The 19,924-nt window shown below is 66.9% G+C and carries 18 protein-coding genes; 4 read left to right on the top strand and 14 right to left on the bottom strand.

Going from position 1 to position 19,924, the window contains the following annotated elements:
* Window positions 1-34: 34 nt before the first annotated feature.
* From antC to antA, 3 genes are read right to left on the bottom strand one after another with little or no spacing between them, the layout of a single operon-like run.
* Entirely contained in the window at window positions 35-1,054 is a 1,020-nt protein-coding gene (antC, locus tag PI990_RS17610; protein WP_271657905.1) for an anthranilate 1,2-dioxygenase electron transfer component AntC, read from the bottom strand.
* Between the two features lie 19 nt (window positions 1,055-1,073).
* Window positions 1,074-1,565 carry an anthranilate 1,2-dioxygenase small subunit gene (gene antB, locus PI990_RS17605; RefSeq protein ID WP_043243972.1) on the bottom strand — a complete coding sequence of 164 codons (492 nt, stop codon included), beginning with the start codon at window positions 1,563-1,565 and terminating at the stop codon, window positions 1,074-1,076.
* 3 nt (window positions 1,566-1,568) lie between these two features.
* On the bottom strand, window positions 1,569-2,963 hold the full coding sequence (antA, locus tag PI990_RS17600) for an anthranilate 1,2-dioxygenase large subunit (RefSeq protein WP_162164731.1): 1,395 nt from the start codon (window positions 2,961-2,963) through the stop codon (window positions 1,569-1,571).
* A 182-nt stretch (window positions 2,964-3,145) separates the two neighbouring features.
* Here antA and PI990_RS17595 point away from each other — a divergent pair, with 182 nt between their 5' ends.
* The gene (locus PI990_RS17595) at window positions 3,146-4,150 is read left to right on the top strand and encodes an AraC family transcriptional regulator (protein WP_021220231.1); all 1,005 of its coding nucleotides are present in this window, start codon (window positions 3,146-3,148) and stop codon (window positions 4,148-4,150) included.
* Here PI990_RS17595 and PI990_RS17590 read toward each other — a convergent pair.
* On the bottom strand, window positions 4,140-4,613 hold the full coding sequence (locus tag PI990_RS17590) for an Lrp/AsnC family transcriptional regulator (protein ID WP_184489850.1): 474 nt from the start codon (window positions 4,611-4,613) through the stop codon (window positions 4,140-4,142). The two genes, PI990_RS17595 and PI990_RS17590, sit on opposite strands and share 11 nt — an antisense overlap.
* A gap of 137 nt (window positions 4,614-4,750) precedes the next feature.
* On the opposite strand from PI990_RS17590, the gene kynU reads away from it, so the two are divergent.
* From kynU to PI990_RS17575, 3 genes are all read left to right on the top strand, one after another.
* On the top strand, window positions 4,751-6,001 hold the full coding sequence (kynU, locus tag PI990_RS17585) for a kynureninase (RefSeq protein ID WP_184489851.1): 1,251 nt from the start codon (window positions 4,751-4,753) through the stop codon (window positions 5,999-6,001).
* A 94-nt stretch (window positions 6,002-6,095) separates the two neighbouring features.
* Window positions 6,096-7,406, top strand: a complete 1,311-nt coding sequence (locus PI990_RS17580; RefSeq protein WP_271657904.1) for an OprD family porin — start codon at window positions 6,096-6,098, stop codon at window positions 7,404-7,406.
* 13 nt (window positions 7,407-7,419) lie between these two features.
* A complete protein-coding gene (locus PI990_RS17575; RefSeq protein ID WP_184489853.1) occupies window positions 7,420-8,829 on the top strand; it encodes an amino acid permease in 1,410 nt (469 codons plus the stop codon).
* On the opposite strand, the gene PI990_RS17570 is transcribed toward PI990_RS17575, so the two are convergent.
* The 10 genes from PI990_RS17570 to PI990_RS17525 all read right to left on the bottom strand — a co-directional run bounded on the left by PI990_RS17570 (window position 8,784) and on the right by PI990_RS17525 (window position 19,891).
* A complete protein-coding gene (locus tag PI990_RS17570; protein ID WP_271657903.1) occupies window positions 8,784-9,425 on the bottom strand; it encodes an HAD family hydrolase in 642 nt (213 codons plus the stop codon). The genes PI990_RS17575 and PI990_RS17570 overlap by 46 nt on opposite strands.
* On the bottom strand, window positions 9,422-10,147 hold the full coding sequence (locus PI990_RS17565) for a UTRA domain-containing protein (RefSeq protein WP_271661315.1): 726 nt from the start codon (window positions 10,145-10,147) through the stop codon (window positions 9,422-9,424). The genes PI990_RS17570 and PI990_RS17565 overlap by 4 nt, the downstream gene beginning before the upstream one ends.
* 65 nt (window positions 10,148-10,212) lie before the next feature.
* Window positions 10,213-10,809, bottom strand: coding sequence for a nicotinamide riboside transporter PnuC (gene pnuC, locus PI990_RS17560; protein WP_184489854.1), 597 nt, complete (start codon window positions 10,807-10,809; stop codon window positions 10,213-10,215).
* Between the two features lie 19 nt (window positions 10,810-10,828).
* Window positions 10,829-11,662 (bottom strand): 5'-nucleotidase, lipoprotein e(P4) family, encoded by an 834-nt coding sequence (locus tag PI990_RS17555; RefSeq protein WP_271657902.1) that lies wholly within the window; start codon window positions 11,660-11,662, stop codon window positions 10,829-10,831.
* Between the two features lie 10 nt (window positions 11,663-11,672).
* Window positions 11,673-13,841, bottom strand: coding sequence for a TonB-dependent siderophore receptor (locus PI990_RS17550; RefSeq protein ID WP_271657901.1), 2,169 nt, complete (start codon window positions 13,839-13,841; stop codon window positions 11,673-11,675).
* 110 nt (window positions 13,842-13,951) lie between these two features.
* Entirely contained in the window at window positions 13,952-14,842 is an 891-nt protein-coding gene (locus tag PI990_RS17545) for a sulfurtransferase (protein ID WP_271657900.1), read from the bottom strand.
* Window positions 14,843-14,852: 10 nt separating this feature from the next.
* Window positions 14,853-16,007, bottom strand: coding sequence for a phosphotransferase enzyme family protein (locus PI990_RS17540; protein WP_271657899.1), 1,155 nt, complete (start codon window positions 16,005-16,007; stop codon window positions 14,853-14,855).
* Entirely contained in the window at window positions 16,004-16,924 is a 921-nt protein-coding gene (locus PI990_RS17535; RefSeq protein WP_271657898.1) for an ABC transporter substrate-binding protein, read from the bottom strand. Before PI990_RS17535 ends, PI990_RS17540 begins: the two co-directional genes overlap by 4 nt.
* A 135-nt stretch (window positions 16,925-17,059) precedes the next feature.
* Window positions 17,060-18,169, bottom strand: a complete 1,110-nt coding sequence (locus tag PI990_RS17530) for a YheT family hydrolase (protein ID WP_271657897.1) — start codon at window positions 18,167-18,169, stop codon at window positions 17,060-17,062.
* A gap of 51 nt (window positions 18,170-18,220) precedes the next feature.
* Window positions 18,221-19,891 carry an AMP-binding protein gene (locus PI990_RS17525; protein ID WP_271657896.1) on the bottom strand — a complete coding sequence of 557 codons (1,671 nt, stop codon included), beginning with the start codon at window positions 19,889-19,891 and terminating at the stop codon, window positions 18,221-18,223.
* Window positions 19,892-19,924 lie beyond the last annotated feature (33 nt).

The following is a 19,924-nucleotide window of genomic DNA, read 5'->3' as shown; positions in this document are numbered from 1 at the left end:
TGGGGAGTGTGCTGGGTCGGCGCTGGCCCTGGGTTCAACTGCCTATGAATTTTTCGGCGAATATCCGAGCTCCGGTGACGCAATGGTCGGTGGCCCATTGCTTGATTGCGTCGACCATTGGAGGCGGCCCGCACACATAGAGGTCGAAGTTCTGTTCGGGCTCGAGGGGAACATCCAGGTGCTCGGGGATATAGCCCCGCTTGCCGCTCCAGGCCTCGCCGGGCTGGTTGACCACCGTATGCAGGGTGAACCCCGGGATGCGTTGGTGATAGCTGGCCAGGCGCTCCAGCTCGCACAGGTCGGCCTCCTGGTTGACCCCGTAGAACAGGGTGACCGGTTGCCCATGCGGGCCGCTCTCCGCCATTTCGTCGAGCATCCCGAGGAAGGCCGAAAGCCCGGTGCCGCCCGCCGCCATTACCACGGGGCGCTCCAGTTGGCGCAGGTAGAAACTGCCCAGGGGCGCTTCGAGCTCGAAGATGTCGCCGGGCTGCCAGCGCTCGCGCAGGTAGCGGCTCATCACCCCATCGGGCAGCAGCCGCACGAGGAACTGCAGCTGGTTGCTAGTGCCAGGTCGGTTGGCGAAGGAGTACGCCCGCCAGGTGTCGGTGCCCGGCACCCGCATGCGTGCGTACTGCCCGGGAAGGAAGTCCAGCTGGCGGGGTAACTGGCTGGCATCGAGCCACAGCAGTGCCGTGCTGTCGGAGACCTGCACGACCTCGCGCACAGAGGCCGTGATGCATTCGGGGCCAGCGGCATGGCAGACGCTGGAGTCGAAGTCGAAATAGAACCTGGCATCGGAGTGCACGCGGGTCTGGCAGGTGAGCATTCGGCCCTGGGCCAGGTCGGCCGGGCTCAGGGCTTCGTCATCTACATAGTCCTGGGTATAGCGGCCGCTTTCGCAGCGGCCCTGGCAGGTGCCACAGACGCCTTCACGGCAGTCCAGGGGGATCTTGATGCCGGCGCGCAAAGCGGCGTCGAGGAGGATTTCATCGTTCTGCACGGGGCAGAACAGGGTCTTGCCGTCGGCGAAGCTGAAGGCAACCTTGTGTGTCATGACCTGGAGTCTCGTGCAGTCAGAGGTGGTAGAAGTCCAGCACCGAGTTGATGGTGTCGTTGAGCAGCAGCACATGCTTGCGGCTGATCAACCAGCTGTCGCCATGGGGGCGCAGGTGGTAGGTGGCGTGGCCGTAGAACTGGTCGGTGCTGGCGAGGCGGTGGAACAGGGTGTGCCAGTTCGCCTTGACCTCGAGATCCCCGTTGGCGAGTGCGCTGATGCGGACGTTGCCGACCTGGTGCAGGGTGCGCGGCATGGGCGTGGCCGAGGCGGCCTTGCCGGTGCGCAGGCGGAACACCCGGTCTTCCAGGCCGCCGCGGTTGGCGTAGTAGATCAGCGACATGCTGGTTTTTGGATCAGTGGTGTACACGTGCTCCGAGTCCCACTGTGGCAGGTGGAATTCGCTGTCTTCGCTGAACAGTGCCAGGTAGCGGTCCCAGTCCTGGGCGTCGCACAAGGCGGCCTTGTTGAAGAGGAATTGTTCGACCCGGTATTGAAGCTCGGCATTCATGATTCAGAGCTCCTGCACATCGATGAGCGCGGCGGCCTTGCGGGCCAGTCCGTCGAGTAGAAAACGCTGCCAGGCTCCATGTTGATTCACGTAGAGCCCTTCGTGGGTGAATTCGATGCCGGTCAGCACCGGGGCTATCCCCAGCGCCTCGCTGTTGGGCGTCGCTCCTTCGACCCAGTGACCCGCGCCCCGGGAGATGTCGCTCCAGCGTTCCAGGCGCGCCTGGAAGCCACGCTGGGCTTCGCGGAACTCCACGAGGTCATCCGGTGTGCCCATGCCGGAGACGTTGAAGAAGTCCTCGAACTGGCGGATGCGGTTTTCCCGGTCGGCGTCGGATTCGCCTTTCACGCCCAGGCAGAAGCTATGAACCTCGGTCTTGTTCCAGGCCAGGGGGCGGACGATGCGCAGCTGCGAGCTGATCTGGTCGATGAAGAACATGCTCGGGTAGACGTTGAGGTTGCGCAGGCGGTGCATCATCCATTCGGCGCGGCCTTGGCCGTATTCCTCCACCAGGCGCGGCATGATGCTCGCGTAGCCGGGGCGTACCGAGGGGTTGGGCATTTCGCTGAAGAGCACGCTGTGGCCGTTGTCGAAGGCGAACCAGCCATCGTCGGTGGCGCTGTCTCCGGCGCCGAGCTTGCTGTAGTCGAGGGTGTCGCCAGCGGCGTGTCCTTTTTCGGCGTTGACTTGCTGCCGGTGCTGCACGGTGGCCACGTAGTTGTAGTGCACGGTGCTGACGTGATAGCCGTCGAGGCCGTTTTCGTTCTGCAGCTTCCAGTTGCCCTCGTAGGTGTAGCTGCTGCGGCCAGGCAACACTTCCAGCTCACCAGTGGGGGATTGGGCGGTCATCATGTCGAAGAACACCTTGGCATCGCCCAGGTAGCTCTCGAGGCTGTCGACACCTTCGGTGTCGAGGCTGACGAACACGAAGCCCTTGTAGCTTTCGATGCGTGCCTTCTTCAGGCCGCGGCTGGCCTTGTCGAAGTCGGCCGGGTATTCCCCCGGCGCCTTGACCTTGACCAGGCGCCCGTCGCTTTTGTAGCACCAGGCATGAAAGGGGCAGGTGAAGGTGCTCTGGTTGCCCTTCATGACCCGGGTGAGGGTGGTGCCGCGATGCTGGCAAGCGTTGATGAGGGCATTGAGCCGGCCTTCGCCGTCGCGGGTGATGATCAGCGGCTGGCGGCCCGCGCGGATCGTTACGAAGTCATGGGGCTTGGCGATTTCGCTTTCGTGGCAGGCGTAGATCCAGTTCTTCTCGAAGATCAGTTCCATCTCGAGGTCGAACAGTTCGGGTTCGGTAAACATGTCGCGGGCGATGCGGTAAATGCCTTCCACGGGGCGGAAGTCCAGGCACCCTTCGACGAAACGTTGCCATTGAGCGGGGGATCGGGAGGTCATCAGGCGTACCTTGTTGTTGTGGTCCGATGCCACCGAATTAGACCCAGCCCCTGTCCCGGCTTCTATCCGCTTTTGCATCCAACCCTGGCCGGTTTTCGTGGCGCCTATGGCGAAAGAGCGCCCGGCCGCCCTATGCTTTGCGGCATAACAACGATAAGCCGCTCTGCCTTGAGGAACTGACTATGCCGTTTTCTCACCCCTGTGCTTCGGGACTCAAAGCCAGCCTGCGCGACATCGGCGGTGCCCGTGATTGGATGACGGCGATCGCCGGCCCCCACAGCCTGTCGGTGAGTGCCGAGCACCCCTTGGCCTTCGAGCATGCCGCCAGTCGGCTGGGGCCGCTGTCCACCGTTATCGGGCGCATCCACTACGGCACCGAGGTGGTGATAGGCGTGGAGGCGCGCGAGGGGTTTGCCAGCTACAGCATCAGCCTGCCGCTGGATGGCGAGCAGGAAATCCGCCAGGGCCGGCAGGTGCATGGTTCCGATACCCAGACCGGGATCATCGTTTGCCCCCGTGAGCAGCAACGCCTGACCATCGCCGCTGACTGCCGCAAGCTGCAGGTGGTGATTCCTTGCCAATCGATGCAGCAGGTGCTCGAGCACTTGCTGCAGCAGCCGGTCGAAGCACCGGTGCATTTCGATGCCCGCGTCGATGCCGAGCAGGGGGCGACCGCCGGCTGGTGGCGAATGGTGCGTTACCTGGCCGATGAGCTGGAGCAGGCCAGCCCGATCACCAGTCAGTTGCTGTTGGCCCGCGACCTGGAGAGTAGCCTGATCAAGGGCCTGCTTCTGTCGCAACCCAATAACTATTCCGCTGCACTGGCCCAGGTCGGTGAGCCCCGTTGCCCCGCATACGTGGGCAGGGCTCGCGAGTTCATCGAGCGCAATGCCCAGAATGAGCTGACCCTGATGGAGATCCAGGCGGTAGCCGGTGTATCGCCACAGCGGCTGCATGAGGGCTTCAAGCGCCGGTTCGGGGTGTCGCCGCTGGGTTATCTGAAGCGCTTGCGCCTGAACGGCGTGCGTCGCGATCTGCTGGAGGAGCGCGGTGTCTACACGGTTGCCGCCACGGCCACCCGTTGGGGTTTTACCCACCTGGGCCGGTTCGCCAGCGATTATCAGCAGGCCTTTGGCGAACAGCCCTCGCAGAGCCTGGCACGCGGCAAGGCTTCCTTCACTTCCTGAGCATCAGGTCGAGCAGGGTATTACTGTCCTTGATCCGCTGCAGCACGATCTCCGAGCGGATGTCGGTGATGCCTGCGGTGCGGTTCAGCGTGTTCACCACGAAGTCGGAAAAGTGCTTGAGGTTCCGCGCCTGGACCCGCAGCACATAGTTGCTGACGCCCGTGACGACATAGCCGGAAACCACCTCGGGCCACTCCTGCACGCGCTTGATGAAGGTCTCGTGCCAGTCGTCCTGGTCCTGGCGCAACGACACATGGACGATCGCCTCGAACTCGACCCCCAATCGTTCGGCGTTCAGTTCCGCGCGGTATCCACTGATGATGCCTTCCTCCTCCAGCAGCCGCAGACGACGCAGGCAAGCCGACGGCGAGAGCGCGACCTTCTCGGCCAGGTCCTGGTTGCTGATGCGCCCGTCGTATTGCAGAACCTGAAGAATGCGCAGGTCGGTGGCATCCAAATTCATCAATGCAATTTCCTTCTGTTATTTCTCTGATTCTTAGAATTTTATGCTGTTTTCTGGTTTAAAGGGCGCGACTTTGCAGGAAAATTATGCCTCGGTTGGTTCATGATTTTTCGGTAGATGAACAACGGCAAGGACCTGTGATGACCCGCGAAATGTGCCTGGCAATGGACCAGAACGACTCTTTGGCTGCACTACGGGAGCACTTCGCTCTGCCGGGTGATGTGATCTATCTCGATGGCAATTCACTGGGTGCAAGGCCTCTCTCCTCGGCTGAGCGCGCCATGCAACTGGTGCAACAGGAGTGGGGGGAGGGCCTGATCCGCAGCTGGAACACCGCTGGTTGGCGCAGCCTGTCCCAGCGCCTGGGTGACCAGTTGGCGGGCCTGATCGGCGCTGGCAGGAACGAGGTGGTGATCACCGATACCACGTCCATCAACCTGTTCAAGGTGCTGGCTGCGGCGCTGACGGTGCAAGCCCGTCGCGATGAGCAGCGCCGGGTGATCGTCAGCGAAGCAAGCAACTTCCCCACTGACCTGTATATCGCCGAAGGCCTGATCGGCCTGCTCCAGCAGGGGTATGAGCTGCGCCTGGTCGATAGCCCGGAGGCGGTGATCGCCGCCATCGGCAGTGATACCGCCGTGGTAATGCTTACCCATGTCAACTACAAGACCGGCCACATGCATGACATGGCCGCAATGACTGCGCAGATCCACGCCTGTGGTGCGCTGGCGATCTGGGACCTGGCCCACTCGGCGGGCGCCGTGCCGGTGGATGTGCACCAGGCCAAGGCCGACTACGCCATCGGCTGTACGTACAAATACCTCAATGGCGGCCCGGGCTCGCCGGCGTTCGTCTGGGTCAACCCTGCGCTGTGCGACGAGGTCAGCCAGCCGCTGTCAGGCTGGTTCGGTCACGCGCGCCAGTTCGACATGGCCAGCTCCTACATGCCGCAACAAGGCATCGCTCGCTACCTGTGCGGCACCCAACCCATCGTCTCGCTCGCCATGATCGAGTGCGGCCTGGATGTTTTCGCGCGTACCGATATGGCCGCGTTGCGCAAGAAGTCCCTGGCGCTGACCAACCTGTTCATCTCGATCGTGGAGGACCGTTGCGCCGGGCACGGGCTGAAGCTGGTCACCCCGCGTGACCCCGCTCAGCGTGGCAGCCATGTGAGCTTCGAGCATGCCCATGGCTACGAGGTGATCCAGGCCTTGATAGCCCGCGGCGTGATTGGCGACTACCGCGAGCCGGGCATCATGCGCTTCGGTTTCACCCCCCTCTACACCCGCTTCGTCGATGCCTGGGACGCGGCTCAGATACTGGGCGAAATCCTCGATAGCAACGCATGGGCCGAACCGCAGTACCAAGTCCGCCACCAGGTGACCTGATTTTTCCAAGACTCATCCCGCCCCTCGTCCGAGGGGTGGGTTGTTGTGCGAGCCATGAACCTCACCAATAACAATTACAGTGGATCACTCGAAGATGAAATCAACGCTCTCCCCAAGGCAGCGGCTGCTGGGTTTGGCGCTGGCCGGCAGCCTGGCGCCCTATGCGCAGGCTGACCTGGTCGAAGACAGTCACCTGACGCTCAATGCGATCAACTTCTTCTTTTATCGAAACAACCTGAATAACCCCGATGGACAGAACTACCGGAAGGAGTGGGCGCAGGGTCTGTCGTTGAACTTCAGCTCCGGCTATACCGCCGGGCTGATCGGTGTCGGCGTCGATGCTTATGCCCAGTTGGGGATCAGGCTGGACAGCGGCAAGGGCACCAGTGGCACCGGCCTGTTGCCCATCGGCGATGACGGGCGGGCGCAGGCGGAGTACTCCGAGGCGGGTGGCGCGGTAAAGGCGCGCCTGTCGCAGACGGTGCTCAAATTCGGCAACCTCACGCCGATGAACCCGGTGTTCGGCACCGGCTCGGCGCGCTTGTTCACCATGCAGGCGAACGGCTTCCAACTGACCAGTGACGACCTGGCCGGGCTGCACCTGGATGCGGGCCACTTCACCTCCGGCAACGACGGCGCATCGACCAACGACAGTGGCTCGATCAAGGCGCTGTTCGCCGGTGTCGACGCGCGCAGCGTGGATTACGTCGGCGGCCAATACACCTTCAGTGACCGCTTCAGCGTCAGCCTCTATGGCTCTCGCTTTGCCGATATCTGGCAGCAGTACTACGGCAACGCCAACTACCGCTGGCCCCTGGCGGACACGCAAAGCCTGGGGCTGGACCTCAACGTCTATCGCACCACCGACCACGGCAAGCGCCTGGCGGGGGAGATCGACAACACCACCTGGTCACTGGCGACCCGTTACCAGAACGGCCCTCATGGCATAACCCTCGCGTACCAGCGGGTGGATGGCGACGAGCCCTTCGACTACCTGGGCTTCGATCAGCAACCGGGCACGTCGATCTACCTGGCCAACTCGGTGCAGATCGTCGACTTCAATGCGCCTAACGAGCGCTCCTGGCAACTCCGCTACGACCTGGATCTAGCGACCTTCGGTGTGCCCGGGTTGAGCTTCATGACCCGCTACATATCCAGCGATGGCATCGACGACAGTCATTACCGGGGCGGCGCCCATGCCGCTTATGGCCGTTACGGCGACGACGGCCAACGCTGGGAACGCGATATCGAAGTGCGCTACGTGGTGCCATCCGGCAAGGCGCGCGACCTCTCGTTGCGCCTGCGGCAGGCGACCCTGCGCTCAAGCCAGCAGGTGGCGAAGGCCGACACCGTCGATAACGACGAAGTGCGGCTGATCATCGAATACCCCCTGAGCATCTTCTGAAGGGACTGCACACATGACTCAACCATCTGGATTTGCTTCGATCTCCAAACGTGAACAGGGCCTTCACCGTCAGCTGAGTGCTGGGCAGATGAGCATGATCGCCATCGGCGGTGCCATCGGTACCGGGCTGTTCATGGGCAGCGCATTCGCCATCGGCTACGCCGGCCCCAGCGTGCTGCTCAGCTACGCCATCGGCGCCTTCATCACGCTGCTGCTGATGGGCTGCCTGGCGGAGATGACCGTGGCCCATTCCACGTCCGGCTCGTTCGGCGCGTACGCCGAGTATTACGTCAGCCCGATGGCGGGCTTCCTGGTGCGCTATGCCTACTGGGCGGCCATCGTGCTGGCCGTGGGCACCGAGGTCACCGCGATTGCGCTGTATATGAAGTACTGGTTCCCGGACGTGCCGGCCTGGATCTGGATCCTGTCGTTCTCCAGTGCGCTGGTGGCGCTCAACTCCGTCAGCGTGAAGACCTTTGGCCAGGTCGAGTACCTGTTCTCGGCGATCAAGCTGGCGGCCATCGCGGCCTTCATCCTGCTCGCCGTCTGGCTGGTGTTCGGCTCCAGTAGCGGGGAGTACGGCCTCCACCACTACACCGACCATGGCGGTTTCATGCCCCACGGCTTCAGCGGCATGTGGGTGGCGGTGATCATCTCGATCTTCAGTTACCTGAGCGTGGAGATGATCGCCGTGGCCGCTGGCGAAGCCGAAGACCCGGAGCGTGCGGTGCGCCAGGCGTTCCGCGCGACCATCGTGCGGCTGGTGGTTTTCTACCTGCTGACCCTGGCCCTGATGCTGGCCATCGTGCCCTGGGACGAGGCTGGGAAGACCCAGAGCCCGTTCGTCACGGTGATGCAGTACATCGGCATTCCCGGGGCCACCGGCGTGATGAACTTCGTGATCCTGGTGGCGGCGCTGTCGGCCATGAACAGCCAGCTGTACATCACCACCCGCATGATGTTCAGCCTGTCTCGCGCCGGCCAGGCGCCGGCCGGCCTGGGTCGCCTGACCCGCACCGGCATCCCGCTCAATGCGCTGCTGCTGTCATGCGTGGGGATTGCGGTGGCGACCGTGCTCAGCGTGTTCTACCCGGAGGAATCCTTCAGCCTGATGATGGCCATCTCGATGTTCGGCGCGATCTTCACCTGGCTGATGATCTTCGTGACCCACCTGTTCTTCCGCCGTTACTACGCCCGCAAGCAGCAGGCATTGACGTTCAAGCTGCCGCTCTACCCCTACGGGACCCTGATAGGGCTGGTGCTGATGGCGCTGGTGCTGGTTACGACCGTCTTCACCGAGGCGTTCCGGATGACGCTGCTGTTCGGTGCGCCTTTCCTGGTGTTGCTGGCCATTGGGTACGCGGTGTTCGTGCGGCCTCAGAGGGCGAGTGGTGCGTCTGAGAAGTGCGTCGATCCTTTGTAGCCCGAGCCGATCAACGGCAGCACATCCACCACCGGCAGGCCGCCGCGCAGGGCGGCCTCGATGCCCTGGGCGCTGTCTTCGAATACCAGGCAGCGTTGTGGCGGCAGGCCGAGGCGTCGGGCCGCCTCCAGGTGGATGGCCGGGTGGGGCTTGGCCTGGCCGGTATCGTCGAGGGTGACGACGGCGTCGAACAGCGGCGCCAGGCCCAGGGCGGCCAGGGAGCGGGTGACGATGGCCCGCGAGCCGCTGGAGGCCACCGCCATGGGCTTGAGTCCGGCGAAGCGGCGGGCGATGGCGGTGATCGGGGTGATTTCCCGCAGGTGCGTGTCCAGGTGGGCCAGGTAGTGCTGGCGCATCCGTGCCGAGACCTGTTCGCGGTGCAGCGTCACGCCGTGTTCGTGCTCGAAGGCGTCCATCAGCAGTGCTTCGGAGAGCCCGCAGCGTGCGGCGTGCCAGGCCGGGTCCATGGCCTTGCCGCACGCGGCGAAGCCGGCATTCCAGGCGCTGGCATACAGCGGCAGGCTGTCCACCAGGGTGCCGTCGCAATCGAAGATCAAGCCTTCGGCGCGCTGCAGCAGTGCGTCGAGCGGGATCATGGCTGGGCCGGCTCCCCCGGGTAGTGGGTCTCCAGCACCACGGCGAGGGCGTCCGGGCGCCAGAACTCCTGGTCGAACTCCACCGGTTGGCCCTGCTCGCCGAAATTGAGCCGTTCCAGGTAGAAGCTGCTGGAGCCCGGGGATACCTGCAGCAGGCCGGCCTGGGCCTCGTTCATGGTTTCGGCATGCATCAGCAGTTCGCTGCGTGATTGCACCCGGCCGAAGCGCTCGCGCAGCAGGGTGGTCAGCGAGGTGTCGAGGTCGGCGGAAAGCAACTCCGGGCACCAGTCCACCAGCACCACGTTGCATTCCAGCAGCACCGGGCGCTGGTCGACCCAGCGCCGCCGCTGGAGGACGAACACCGGCTCCTCGGGGTGCTCCAGGCCCATGCGCTTGGCCAGCCAGGCACCGGCCGGGCGGCGCTCGGCGTGCAGGCATTCGGTACGTGGCGCGCGGCCCTGGCGGGCGACGTACTCCATGAAGCCGATGATGCCGGTGGGGTCGTAGCGAATGCGCGGCGGGCTGACGTACCAGCCACGGCGGTTCTGCCGGTAGATCAGGCCGTCGCGCTCCAGCAGCTGCAGGGCCTGGCGCAGGGTGACGCGGGTGCAGGCGAAGCGCTCGGCCAGCTCGCGCTCCGCCGGCAGCTTGCTGTCGCCGGGGAGAAGGCCGGCGGCGAGGTCGGCCACCAGCTGGTCGCGGATGCGCAGGTAGTGCGGCAGCGAGGCGCGCCAGGCGCCCGGGGGCAGGGACTCGCTGACGAACGAAGGGCGCGCCGGGTTGAGGTTCACGAGGTGGCCCCGGCGCCCTGGGGCAGGGCGCGGTCCTGGGCGTCCAGGTCCTTGCGCCAGGCGTGCAGTCCGTAGGCGGCGAGGATCACGAAACCGGCATAGAGCGCCGCAGTGAGTTGCAGGTCCTTGTAGAGGAACAGACCGACGTAGGCGATATCCAGCACGATCCACAGGCCCCAGCTGGCCAGGTACTTGCGCGCGGCCCAGAAGCTGGCCACCAGGCTGAAGGCGGTGAGCAGGGCGTCGACCCAGGGCACCGCCGCGTCGGTGAAGTGGTGCATCAGGCTGCCCAGCAGCACCGCGCCGAGCAGGCCGGCCAGCAGGCTGACCAGGGCCACACGCGGCGGCAGGCGCTCCACGCGGACCTTGCCGGCCACGCTCTGGCCGCTGCTCCAGCGCCACCAGCCGTAGCCCTGCAGCAGGGCGAAGATCAGTTGCAGGAGCATGTCGGAGTAGAGCTTCACGCCGAAGAAGATCCAGGCGTAGAGCAGCACCGCGACGACGCTCACCGGCCAGCACCAGCGGATGCGTTGGGCGGTGAGCCAGACGCCGAGGATGTTGATGAGCACGGCGACGATTTCCAGCGTTGACATGGCGATGGCCTCGGCGGGTTCAGTACTGCGGTTTCAGCGCCTGGTGCTTGAGGGCGCGCTTCTGAGCGTCCGGCAGGTCTTCGCGGCCCTGGTAGGGGGCGCTGTACCAATGGCCGTAGGTGGGGTTGGGCAGCAGGAACCAGCGCTCGCCGAGCCAGCCGAGGTAGGGCGCGGCGGCTTGCTGTTGCTCGGCCTGGCTGCCCTTGGCGCTGATGAAGTCGCCGAAGCTGTCGCCCACCAGCATCAGTACGCGGGCCTGGCTGCCGACCCAGTTGCGCCGGCAGGTCTTGTCCGAACCCGCGTCGGCGCAGCCGCCGATGGCGGTGCCGGCGGTGAGGATGTGCGCGGTGTTGTCGATGGGGAAGCCGGCGCGCCGGAGGTTGGCCAGGGTGGCCTGCTCCTGCCCGGGCTCGCGGTTGGTCAGGTAGTAGGGGGTGATGCCGCGCTGGGCCGCCGCCTGCATGAAGGCCACGGCACCGGGCAGGGCCGGGGCTTCGGCACGGTCCACCCACTGGTACCACTGGGCGTAGTCGTAGGGGGCGTCGGCGAGGATGGCGCGGGCGTTCAGCGGCACGTTGTCGAGCAGGGTCTCGTCGATGTCGACGATCAGCGCCGGTGGCAGCCCCTGGAGGTTGCGCGGCGTTTCGGCGAGGGCGTCCCAGGCGGGGTCGGCCAAAGCCTTGTCCAACTGGCGGGTGGCGTTGGCGTACACCTGGCGGAACAGCAGGTCGTGCTCGATGGAGGTCTGGGTCCAGAGCACGGCGTCCAGCTGGTCGTTGGCCGGCGGGTGCTGCTGGCAGCCGCCCAGCAGGGCGGCGAGCAGGGCGATGCAGGGCAGGGCGGGAATGCGCATGGCGGGCTCCTCAGAAGTTGACGGTGGCGGACAGCCGTGCGGTGCGCGGGGCGCCCTGGAACAGGTAGCCGTCGCCCATGTACTCGCCGGCATCGCGCCAGTAACGCGTGTCGAAGAGGTTGTCGACGGTCAGGCGCAGCACGGTTTCGTAGCCCTCGATCGCCAGGCTGTAGCGCCCGCCGATATCGAACACGGCGTAGTCGTCCACCTTCACGTTGCCGGCCTGGCTGGCGTATTTGCTGCCGCTGTATTGCACGCCGCCGAGCAGGGCCAGGCCGGGCACGCCGAGGATGGCGTAGTCGCCATGCAGGCTGGCGCGCAGGGTGGGCACGTTGATCGCCTGGTGGCCTTCGTAGGCGGCGGTGGCGGTGCCTTCGACCCGGGCGCGGATGGCCGCGGCGCTGGCCGAGACCTGCAGGCGGTCGGTGACCCAGCCGGTGGCGGAAAGCTCCAGGCCGATGTTCTTCTGCTCGCCCTGCTGCACGTAGGTGAAGGTCTGGTCGCCGTTGGGGCGCGAATACTGGTAGGCCTTGGTGATCTGGAACAGTGCGGCGGTGAGGCTGAGGCGCTGCCAGTCACGCTTGATGCCCAGCTCCAGCTGGCGCGAGGTGGTGGGCGCGAGGATTTCGTCGGCGTTGGTGGTGAACCAGGGCGCTTCGCCGCCAAGGGACAGGCCCTTGCTGTAGCTGCCGTAGAGGGAGATGTCCGCGCGCGGCTTGTAGATCAGCGCGGCGTTGGGCAGGAACTCCCAGCGCTCGGTGTGGCGGGTGGTGTCGCCGTTCTTGTCGAAGGCTTCTTCATCCAAGCGCACCTGGCGCCCGCCGATCACCGCCTGCCAGTGTTCGCCGTAGCTCACGCGGTCGGTGGCGAACAGGCCGTACTGGCGGCTGTCCAGGCGGCGGTAGGTGTGGCCGAGGGGCACGTCGGTGGGGGCGAAGGCGGGCGTGGGCTGATGGATGTTGCCGGTGCCGACCCATTCGTTGGTGGACTTGCGGCGGTCCAGCAGACGGCGGAAGGCGCTGGTGCCGACGGTCAGCTCGTGGCTGAACGGGCCGCTGTCGAAGCGGCCGGCGAGGGCCGCCTGCAGCTCGTCGTTACGGCGGGTGTCGCCGGGGTTGCGGAAGTCGTAGACGTCGTAGTCGCCTTCCGGGCTGAAGTAGTTGGGCACGGCGGAACTGGCGCAGCTGGCGGAGCCGTAGCAGCCCCAGGCGAAGGAGCTGTAGTCGTCGATCACCACGCGGCTGCGGGCGGCGCTGAGGCTGCCGGTCCAGACGTCGTCGAAGCGGTACTCGAAGCGCCCGGTGAGGTTGAGCGAGTCGATGCCCACGGGCTTGGACCAGCTCTGGTCGGCGAGGCGGTCCTTGGGGTCGATGCCGCTGGGCACCCCGTTGCCGCCGAGCAGCTGGTAGCCGGGCACCGAGCGTTGTTCGCGGGTCTGGTATTCGGCGTCCAGCTGCAGCAGGGCGGCGTCGCTGATGTTCCAGTCGGCGGCCAGGGAGACGAAGTCGCGGGTGCCGTCGGAGTTGTCGACGTAGGAGCGGATGTCCTCGTGGGCGAGGTTGGCGCGCAGGCCGAAGCGCTGCTCGGCGTCGAGCCAGGCGCCGACGTCGGTGGCGATGTAGCGCTCGCCTTCCTCGTTGGTGGCCAGGGTCACCGAGCGCACGTCTTCCGGGCGCTTGGTGACGTAGTTGACCAGCCCGCCGGGCTCGGACACGCCGCTCTGCAGGCCGGAAAGGCCCTTGAGCACCTCCACGCGCTGCTTGTTCTCCAGGGCGACGTTCTGCTCGCCGGTGATGGTGCGGCCGTTGATCTTGTAGCTGCTGGCGGCGTTGAGGGAGAAGCCGCGGATGACAAAGTTTTCGTAGTAGCCGATGGGCGCGTAGCTGTCGCCGACCGAGGCGTCGTTGCGCAGCACTTCGCTGAGCAGCTTGGCCTGGCGGTCCTTGATCAGTTGTTCGGTGAACACCGAGACGGAGGCGGGGGTATCCAGCAGCGGGGCGTCGTCGAAGCCGCTTACCGAGGCGCTTTTCGCCTGGTAGCCGTCGCCCTCGTCGCCGTGCACGGTGACGGCATCCAGGGTGACGGTGTCGGCGGCCCGGGCCAGGGACGGGCTCAGTGACAGGGCCAGGAGCGCCAGTGCGAAGCCGTGGCGGTGCTGCAGGAACAGGGAAGGGACCATGAACGAACTCCTTGATGGACGCCGGCTGCTGAGTGAACCGCGCGACGGGAGGGCCCGGCGGGCGGCGCTGGCGTGCCTACTGCTGAAAGACGAAAGAAGGCGGTTGAATCTCAGGCCGGAGCTGCTCCGGTGGACATTGGCAAGGCTGGATCGGCTGCCCATTCCTGCAGCGAGCCGTCGTAGATCGAGACCTGTTGGCGGCCCAGCAGGGTCAGCGCCAGGGCGGTGGCGGCGGCGGAAATACCGCCGCCGCAATAGAGGATCAGCGGCTGCCCGCCATCGAGCAGCGGGGCGCCCAGCGCCTGGGCCAGTTCGGCGGGCGGCAGGTAGCGGCCCTGCTCGTCGAAGAGGCTGCGGGCCGGGCTGTTGAGGCTGCCGGGAATGCGCCCGCGACGGGCGTAGCGGGTCACCGCGCTGCCGTCGAACAGGCCGGCGGAGAGGGCGCAGACCAGGGTGCCGGGGGCGCGGCCCTCGACCACGGCGAGCACCTCCTGCCGGTTGGCCCAGAAGCCCGCTCGGGCCTGCAGCGGTGCCAGGGGCGTGGTGTCGACGGCGGCGGGTTGGTCACCCGAGGCGATGGGCAGGCCGGCGTGCCGCCAGGCCTTGAGGCCACCATCCAGCACACGGGCGGCGATGCCGAGGCTGCGCAGCATCCACCACAGGCGCGCGGCCCAGAAGCCGTCGTGGCGGTCGTAGAGCACGATCTCCCGGGCGGCGCCGAGGCCCAGGCGTGCCAGGGGCGCCTGCAGGGCCGAGGGCGTCGGCAGGGCGAAGCTGAAGCCGGCAGTCGGGTCCGCCAGGTCATGCAGCAGGTCGGCGTGGCGGGCGCCGGGGATGTGCTCCGCCTGCCAGGCCGCGTGCCCGCTGGCCACCCGGTAGTCGCCGTCGAACTGCGCGGCGGCCAGTTCCACGCTGGCATCGAGCAGCAGCAGGCCGGGCGCCTGCAGGGCCTGGTGCAGGGCCTGGGGCGAGACGAGGGTGGCAGCGTGAAGCGGGGGCATGGCGGTCTTCCTAGTTGTTATGGGTGCGGGCGAGCCGCTCGAGGTGGTCGAGCAGGCGGGCGCCCTCGCTGTCGCCGAACCAGCGGGCGTGGCCGATCAGGAACGCGTGGTAGGCGATGTCTGCGCTGGCCCGCGAGCCGACGATGCCCTCGAAGTAGTCGACTTCGTTGAGGGCGAAGTCGGCGTGCACCAGGGGCAGCAGGGCCTTGAGCGTGAGCAGGTCGTGGCGGCCGAGGGGGCGCTGGCTGGCGTAGCCCGCCAGCAGTGCGTCGACCGCATCGAGATCGGCCGTTGCACGGCCGCCATCATCCAGTTCCAGCCAGGGAATGCAATTGCGCTCCAATGCCGTTGCCAGGTCGAACAGGGCGAAGGTCCGGTCGCTCAGGCCGAAATCAAGGACGCTCTCAACCTCCGCCGAGCCACCTTGCCCGCGCCACAGCAGGTTGGAGGCGTGCCAGTCGTTGTGGGTCCAGAGCGCCGGTTGTGCGGCCAGCAGCGGCAGCAGTTGGCGGTGGAAGGGCAGGTGCAGTTCGCGGAGAGCATGGCGCCAGTCGTGCCCGGCCAGGTAGCGGGCCAGGGCCGGTTGCCCGAGCAGGGCCTGCTCGATGGCCCGCAGCGGGTCGGGCTGGCTGAACAAGCGCAGGTTGGCCACCAGCACCGGTGCCTGCCGGGGGGCGGCGTAGAAGCCTTCTGCGGCGCGGTGCAGCCGGGCCAGGGCGTCACCTGCCGAATGGGCGTGGTGGCGGTCGAGGAAGGGCGTCCAGGACAGGGCCTCGCGGTAGAGGTCGTCACCGGCGGCGCGGGGCAGCACCTCGTAGGTCCATTCGCCCAGGGCCAGCGCGCTGTGCCCGTCGCGGTCACGCAGGGCCGGGGTGACCGGTACGCCACGGTCCTTCAGGTAGCGCACGAAGCGGTGTTCCTCCTCCAGCCAGGCTGGTTCGCGCACGCTGCGGTGGTGGCGCTTGACGAAAACCTCGCCGCGATCGGTGTGCACCTGGGCTGCGGCCGAGAAGGGCCGGGGGCTGTGCCAGCCGAGCTGCTGCACGGCGCCCAGCTGCGGGAAGCGTTGCAGCACCTGCTCCACATCCCGTTGCTGCAGGGCCGGCCAGTCGGCCTCCACCGGCTGCGCGCCCATGCCGTGGGCGATGCGTATCGGCTGGGTCACGGCCGTTGCTCCGTCAGGTACTGGTTGCTGGTGGCGCCGCGCCAGGCATCCGCGTCGGCGAGCACACCGTGGCTGCGCAGCCAGTGGGCGTAGGGGGCGAGCAGTTCTTCCCGCTGCTGGCCCCAGCGGCCGGCGTGCAGCCAGGTGGGGGCGATGCGCTCCAGGGACTGACTGAGCAGCTCGGTGGGGAAGTAGGGGATGGCCGCCTCGTAGGCGGGCAGGGCGCTTTGCGGGTCGGCCGCCACGGCACGGAAGCCGCGCTCGGTGGCGGCGAGGAAAGCGCGGGCGCTGTCGGGGTGGTGCTCGAACCAGTCCTGGCGGCCGCCGAGCAGGTAGCTGTGGTAGCGCGGCGCGCCGATCGCGTCCACCGGCCAGACCACGCGACGCTCGGCGGGGATGGGGCTGTCCATCAGCGCTTCCCAGGCCCAGTAGCCGCCGAAGCTGGCGTCGGCGATACCGGCGGCCAGCTGCTCGGGGCGCAGTTCGCGCACCTGGCTGTCGACGATGATCACCGCGTCCGGGTCGCCACCGTCGGCGGCCACCAGGTGGCGCACCATGGCCAGGCCGCGCGGGGTGGGGTTGAGCGCCAGGCGCTTGCCGGCCAGGTCACGGGGGCGCTGGATGCCGAAGTCGGTCAGGGTCTGGATGGATTCCAGGCCGGCATGGTTGATGGCCGCCACGCCCAGCAGCGGCTGGCCGAGGGCGCGCCGCACCAGCAGGCGGTTGCTGGGGAACACGCCGACATCGGCGGCGCCTTGCAGCAGGTGTTCGAGGGTGTCGCCGCGATAGGGGTCCGGTACCTGCAACTGCACATCGAGCCCGGCGTCGCGGTACCAGCCACGTTCCCGTGCCACATAGAAACCCGCCGAATTCGGCCAGGGATGAAAATATTCCAGCACCACCCGTACAGCGATCATCCATCGTGCTCCGCATTGCCCACTGGGCCTGTGGGGGCGGATTTAACGGGCGGCGCCCTGGTATATACCAATATCGTTCCGCGCTATTGATATCTCCTGAAAGAATAAAAGGTCGGCTATTGATTCGATTTGGAACTAGCGGCCGGTCTGCCCGTGCAGCGCACGGAGGAAGTCGGCCGCCAGGTGGTGGGCCCAGGAGCGCGCGGTGAGGCCTGCCAGGTAGGCGCAGTGGCTGCCGCGCGTGGTGACGGCGAGCAGTGTGTGGGGCATGCGCGCCATGGCCTGCTGGTGGTCGCGCACATTGCCGAGCACGCAGACGGGGTCGTCCTCGGCGTTGAGCACCAGCAGCGGCACGGTGATGCGGTCCATCACGGTGATTGGATTGCAGTTATCGAGAAAGGCCTGCTGGCTGGGGTAGCCCGCGCATTCGTAGAGGTGCCGGTGGAACTCGTCCAGGCTCTGCGCGCCTTCCAGGGCGGCGAGGCTGGGCAGGTGGGCCAGGGCCTGGCGGTTGGGGGTGACGAACTGGCGCACCAGCTTGCGCGCCATCAGCCGGGTGTAGGGCGCGCGGGAGCGGGCGAAGGCCACGCGTATGTCGTAGCCCGGGCAGTAGGCGAAGGCGCCCTGTAGCGGCGTGTCGTCGCCCTGTTCACCGAGGTAGCGCACCAGCAGCCCGGTACCGGCGGAGATGCCCGCCGCGTAGAGCGCGGACTGCGGGTAGCGCTCGCCGATCTGGCGCAGCTGCTCGCGCAGGTCGGCGGTGTCGCCCATGGTGTTGAAGCGCGGGCTGGTCAGCGACAGGTCGCCATGGCCACGGCGCTGGCAGAACACCACGCGCCAGCCGGTGAGCCGCTGCAGGTCGCGGACGAAGCCACGCATGCTGTGGGGCGAGCCGGTGATGGTGTGCAGCACCACCAGTGTGGGCACCTCCGGCGGCAGGTCGGCGCCGAGCCAGTGCAGGGCGGTGGTGCCGCCGTCGGCCATGAGCAGGGTGTCGACGCGGTCGTAGCGCAGGGCGGGGGAGAAGACCTTCTTCAGGCCCAGGCCGAGCAGTTGCAGGTGACCGTTGAACAGCCAGGGCGTGGCCCAGAAGCGCCGGGTGAGGCGCGGCACCTGCTGGATGAGGGCGTCGTTGTCGGGGTTGCGCTGGTAGATCAACTGCGGCTTGCGCGCTGCCGTGCGCAGGTAATGGAAGCCCAGGCCGGTGGCAGCGAGCGGAAGCAGGGCGGTTAACCAGGTCGACATCGAACGTCCTTGGGTCGGAGGGCAGGCCGGTTGGACCCGCCCGGGGTTGAGTCAGGTGCGCAGCTGTGCCCGGAGGATCTTGCCGATGGGCGACTTGGGCAGCTGTTCGCGGAATTCGATGCGCTTGGGCACCTTGTAGGCGGTGAGCCGTTCGCGACAGTGACGGATGATCGCCTCGCCGTCGAGCCCCGGTTCATGCAGGGCGACGAAGGCGCAGAGGGCTTCGCCGGTGGTGTCGTCGGGCACACCGATCACCGCCACTTCGCTGACGTCCGGGTGTTCGGCGATCACTGCTTCCACTTCGTTGGGGTACACGTTGAAGCCGCTGACCAGGACCATGTCCTTCTTGCGGTCGACGATGCGGAGGTAGCCGTCCTCGTCCATCACCGCGATGTCGCCGGTGCGGAACCAGCCGTCGACGAAGGCTTCGTGGCTCTCCTCCGGGCGGTTGAGGTAGCGCTCGATGATGTGTGGCCCGCGCACCAGCAGTTCGCCGGGGGCGCTGGGTGCCAGTTCCCGGCCCTCGGCGTCGGCGATGCGCACGTCGCTGCCCGGCAGGGGCAGGCCGACGGTGCCGGGGCGCTCTTTCGCGCCGGGCGGGTTGAAGGCCACGAAGCAGCTGCTTTCGGTGAGGCCGTAGCCTTCGAGTATCTGCCCCACGGCGGCACGCCAGCGCTCGCCGGTGACCGGGCGCAGGGAGGTGCCGCCAGAGACGGCGAGCTTGAGCGCAGGCGGCCTGGCCTGGAACCAGGGCTCGGCCAGCAGGCCGGCGTAGAGGGTGTCCACCCCCGTCATCCAGCGCACCGGGAAGCGCTCGAAGGCCGGCTGGGCGTTGCTCAGCGGCCGTGGGCTGGGCACCAGCAGGTTGCGTGCGCCGCGGCCGAAGAACAGCAGGAAATTAAAGTTGAAGGCGAAGATGTGGTAGAGCGGCGGCAGGGTGACGATGGCCTCGCCCGGCTCGATCTCGGCGTCGAAGCCCTTGAGGTAGTCCTCGGCCATGCGCAGCACCGCCTTGAGGTTGGCGTGGGTGAGCACCGCGCCCTTGCTGCGGCCCGTGGTGCCGCCGGTGTACTGGTAGAGGGCGACGTCGTGGTGAAGCGGTTCCAGCGGCGCCGTTTGCCGGCCGATGTCCAGGGCCAGGGTGAAGCGCTGGAAGCCCACCTCGGGCGTGAGGTCGCCGCCGGCCTGTTCTTCGAGCTTCTGCTGGATGGCGCTGGCCACCGGCTCGGGGAAGAAGTCGCTGAGGCTGGCGAGCACCAGGGCGATGCCGTGCCGGGCGACCACCTGTTGGGCGCGCTTGGCGAACAGGTCGCAGGCCACCAGCAGCCTGGCGCCGCTGTCGGTCAGCTGCGCATCGAGCTCGCGCTCCGTGTACAGCGGGTTGACGTTGGTGACCACCAGGCCGGCCTTCCAGGCGCCGAGGACCGCGACGGGGTAATGCAGGCAATTGGGCAGCTGCAGGGCCACCACCTCACCCGGCTGCAAACCGCACGCGTGCACCAGGTAGGCGGCGAAGGCACTGGACAGCGCGTCCACCTCCGCGAAGGACAGGTCGGCATGCAGTCCGTTGGGCATCACCTGGGTGAAGGCCGGTGCGTCGCCATGACGCTCGGCGCCGTCACGGGCGCAATCGGCGAGGTTGCCCGACAGCGCCTCGGCGCCGAGCCGGTAGCCCCGCAGCTGCGATGGATAGTGCTGTTCCCAGCGACGTGCGGTGGTCATCCCTTGTCTCCTGTTGTTGTTATGGGTGATGCG

The sequence above is a fragment of the Pseudomonas sp. TUM22785 genome (assembly GCF_028198105.1).
GTDB classification, from domain to species: domain Bacteria; phylum Pseudomonadota; class Gammaproteobacteria; order Pseudomonadales; family Pseudomonadaceae; genus Metapseudomonas; species Metapseudomonas solani.
Note: the sequence above shows the minus strand (reverse complement) of the source record. Positions and strands in the feature narration are given on the sequence as shown.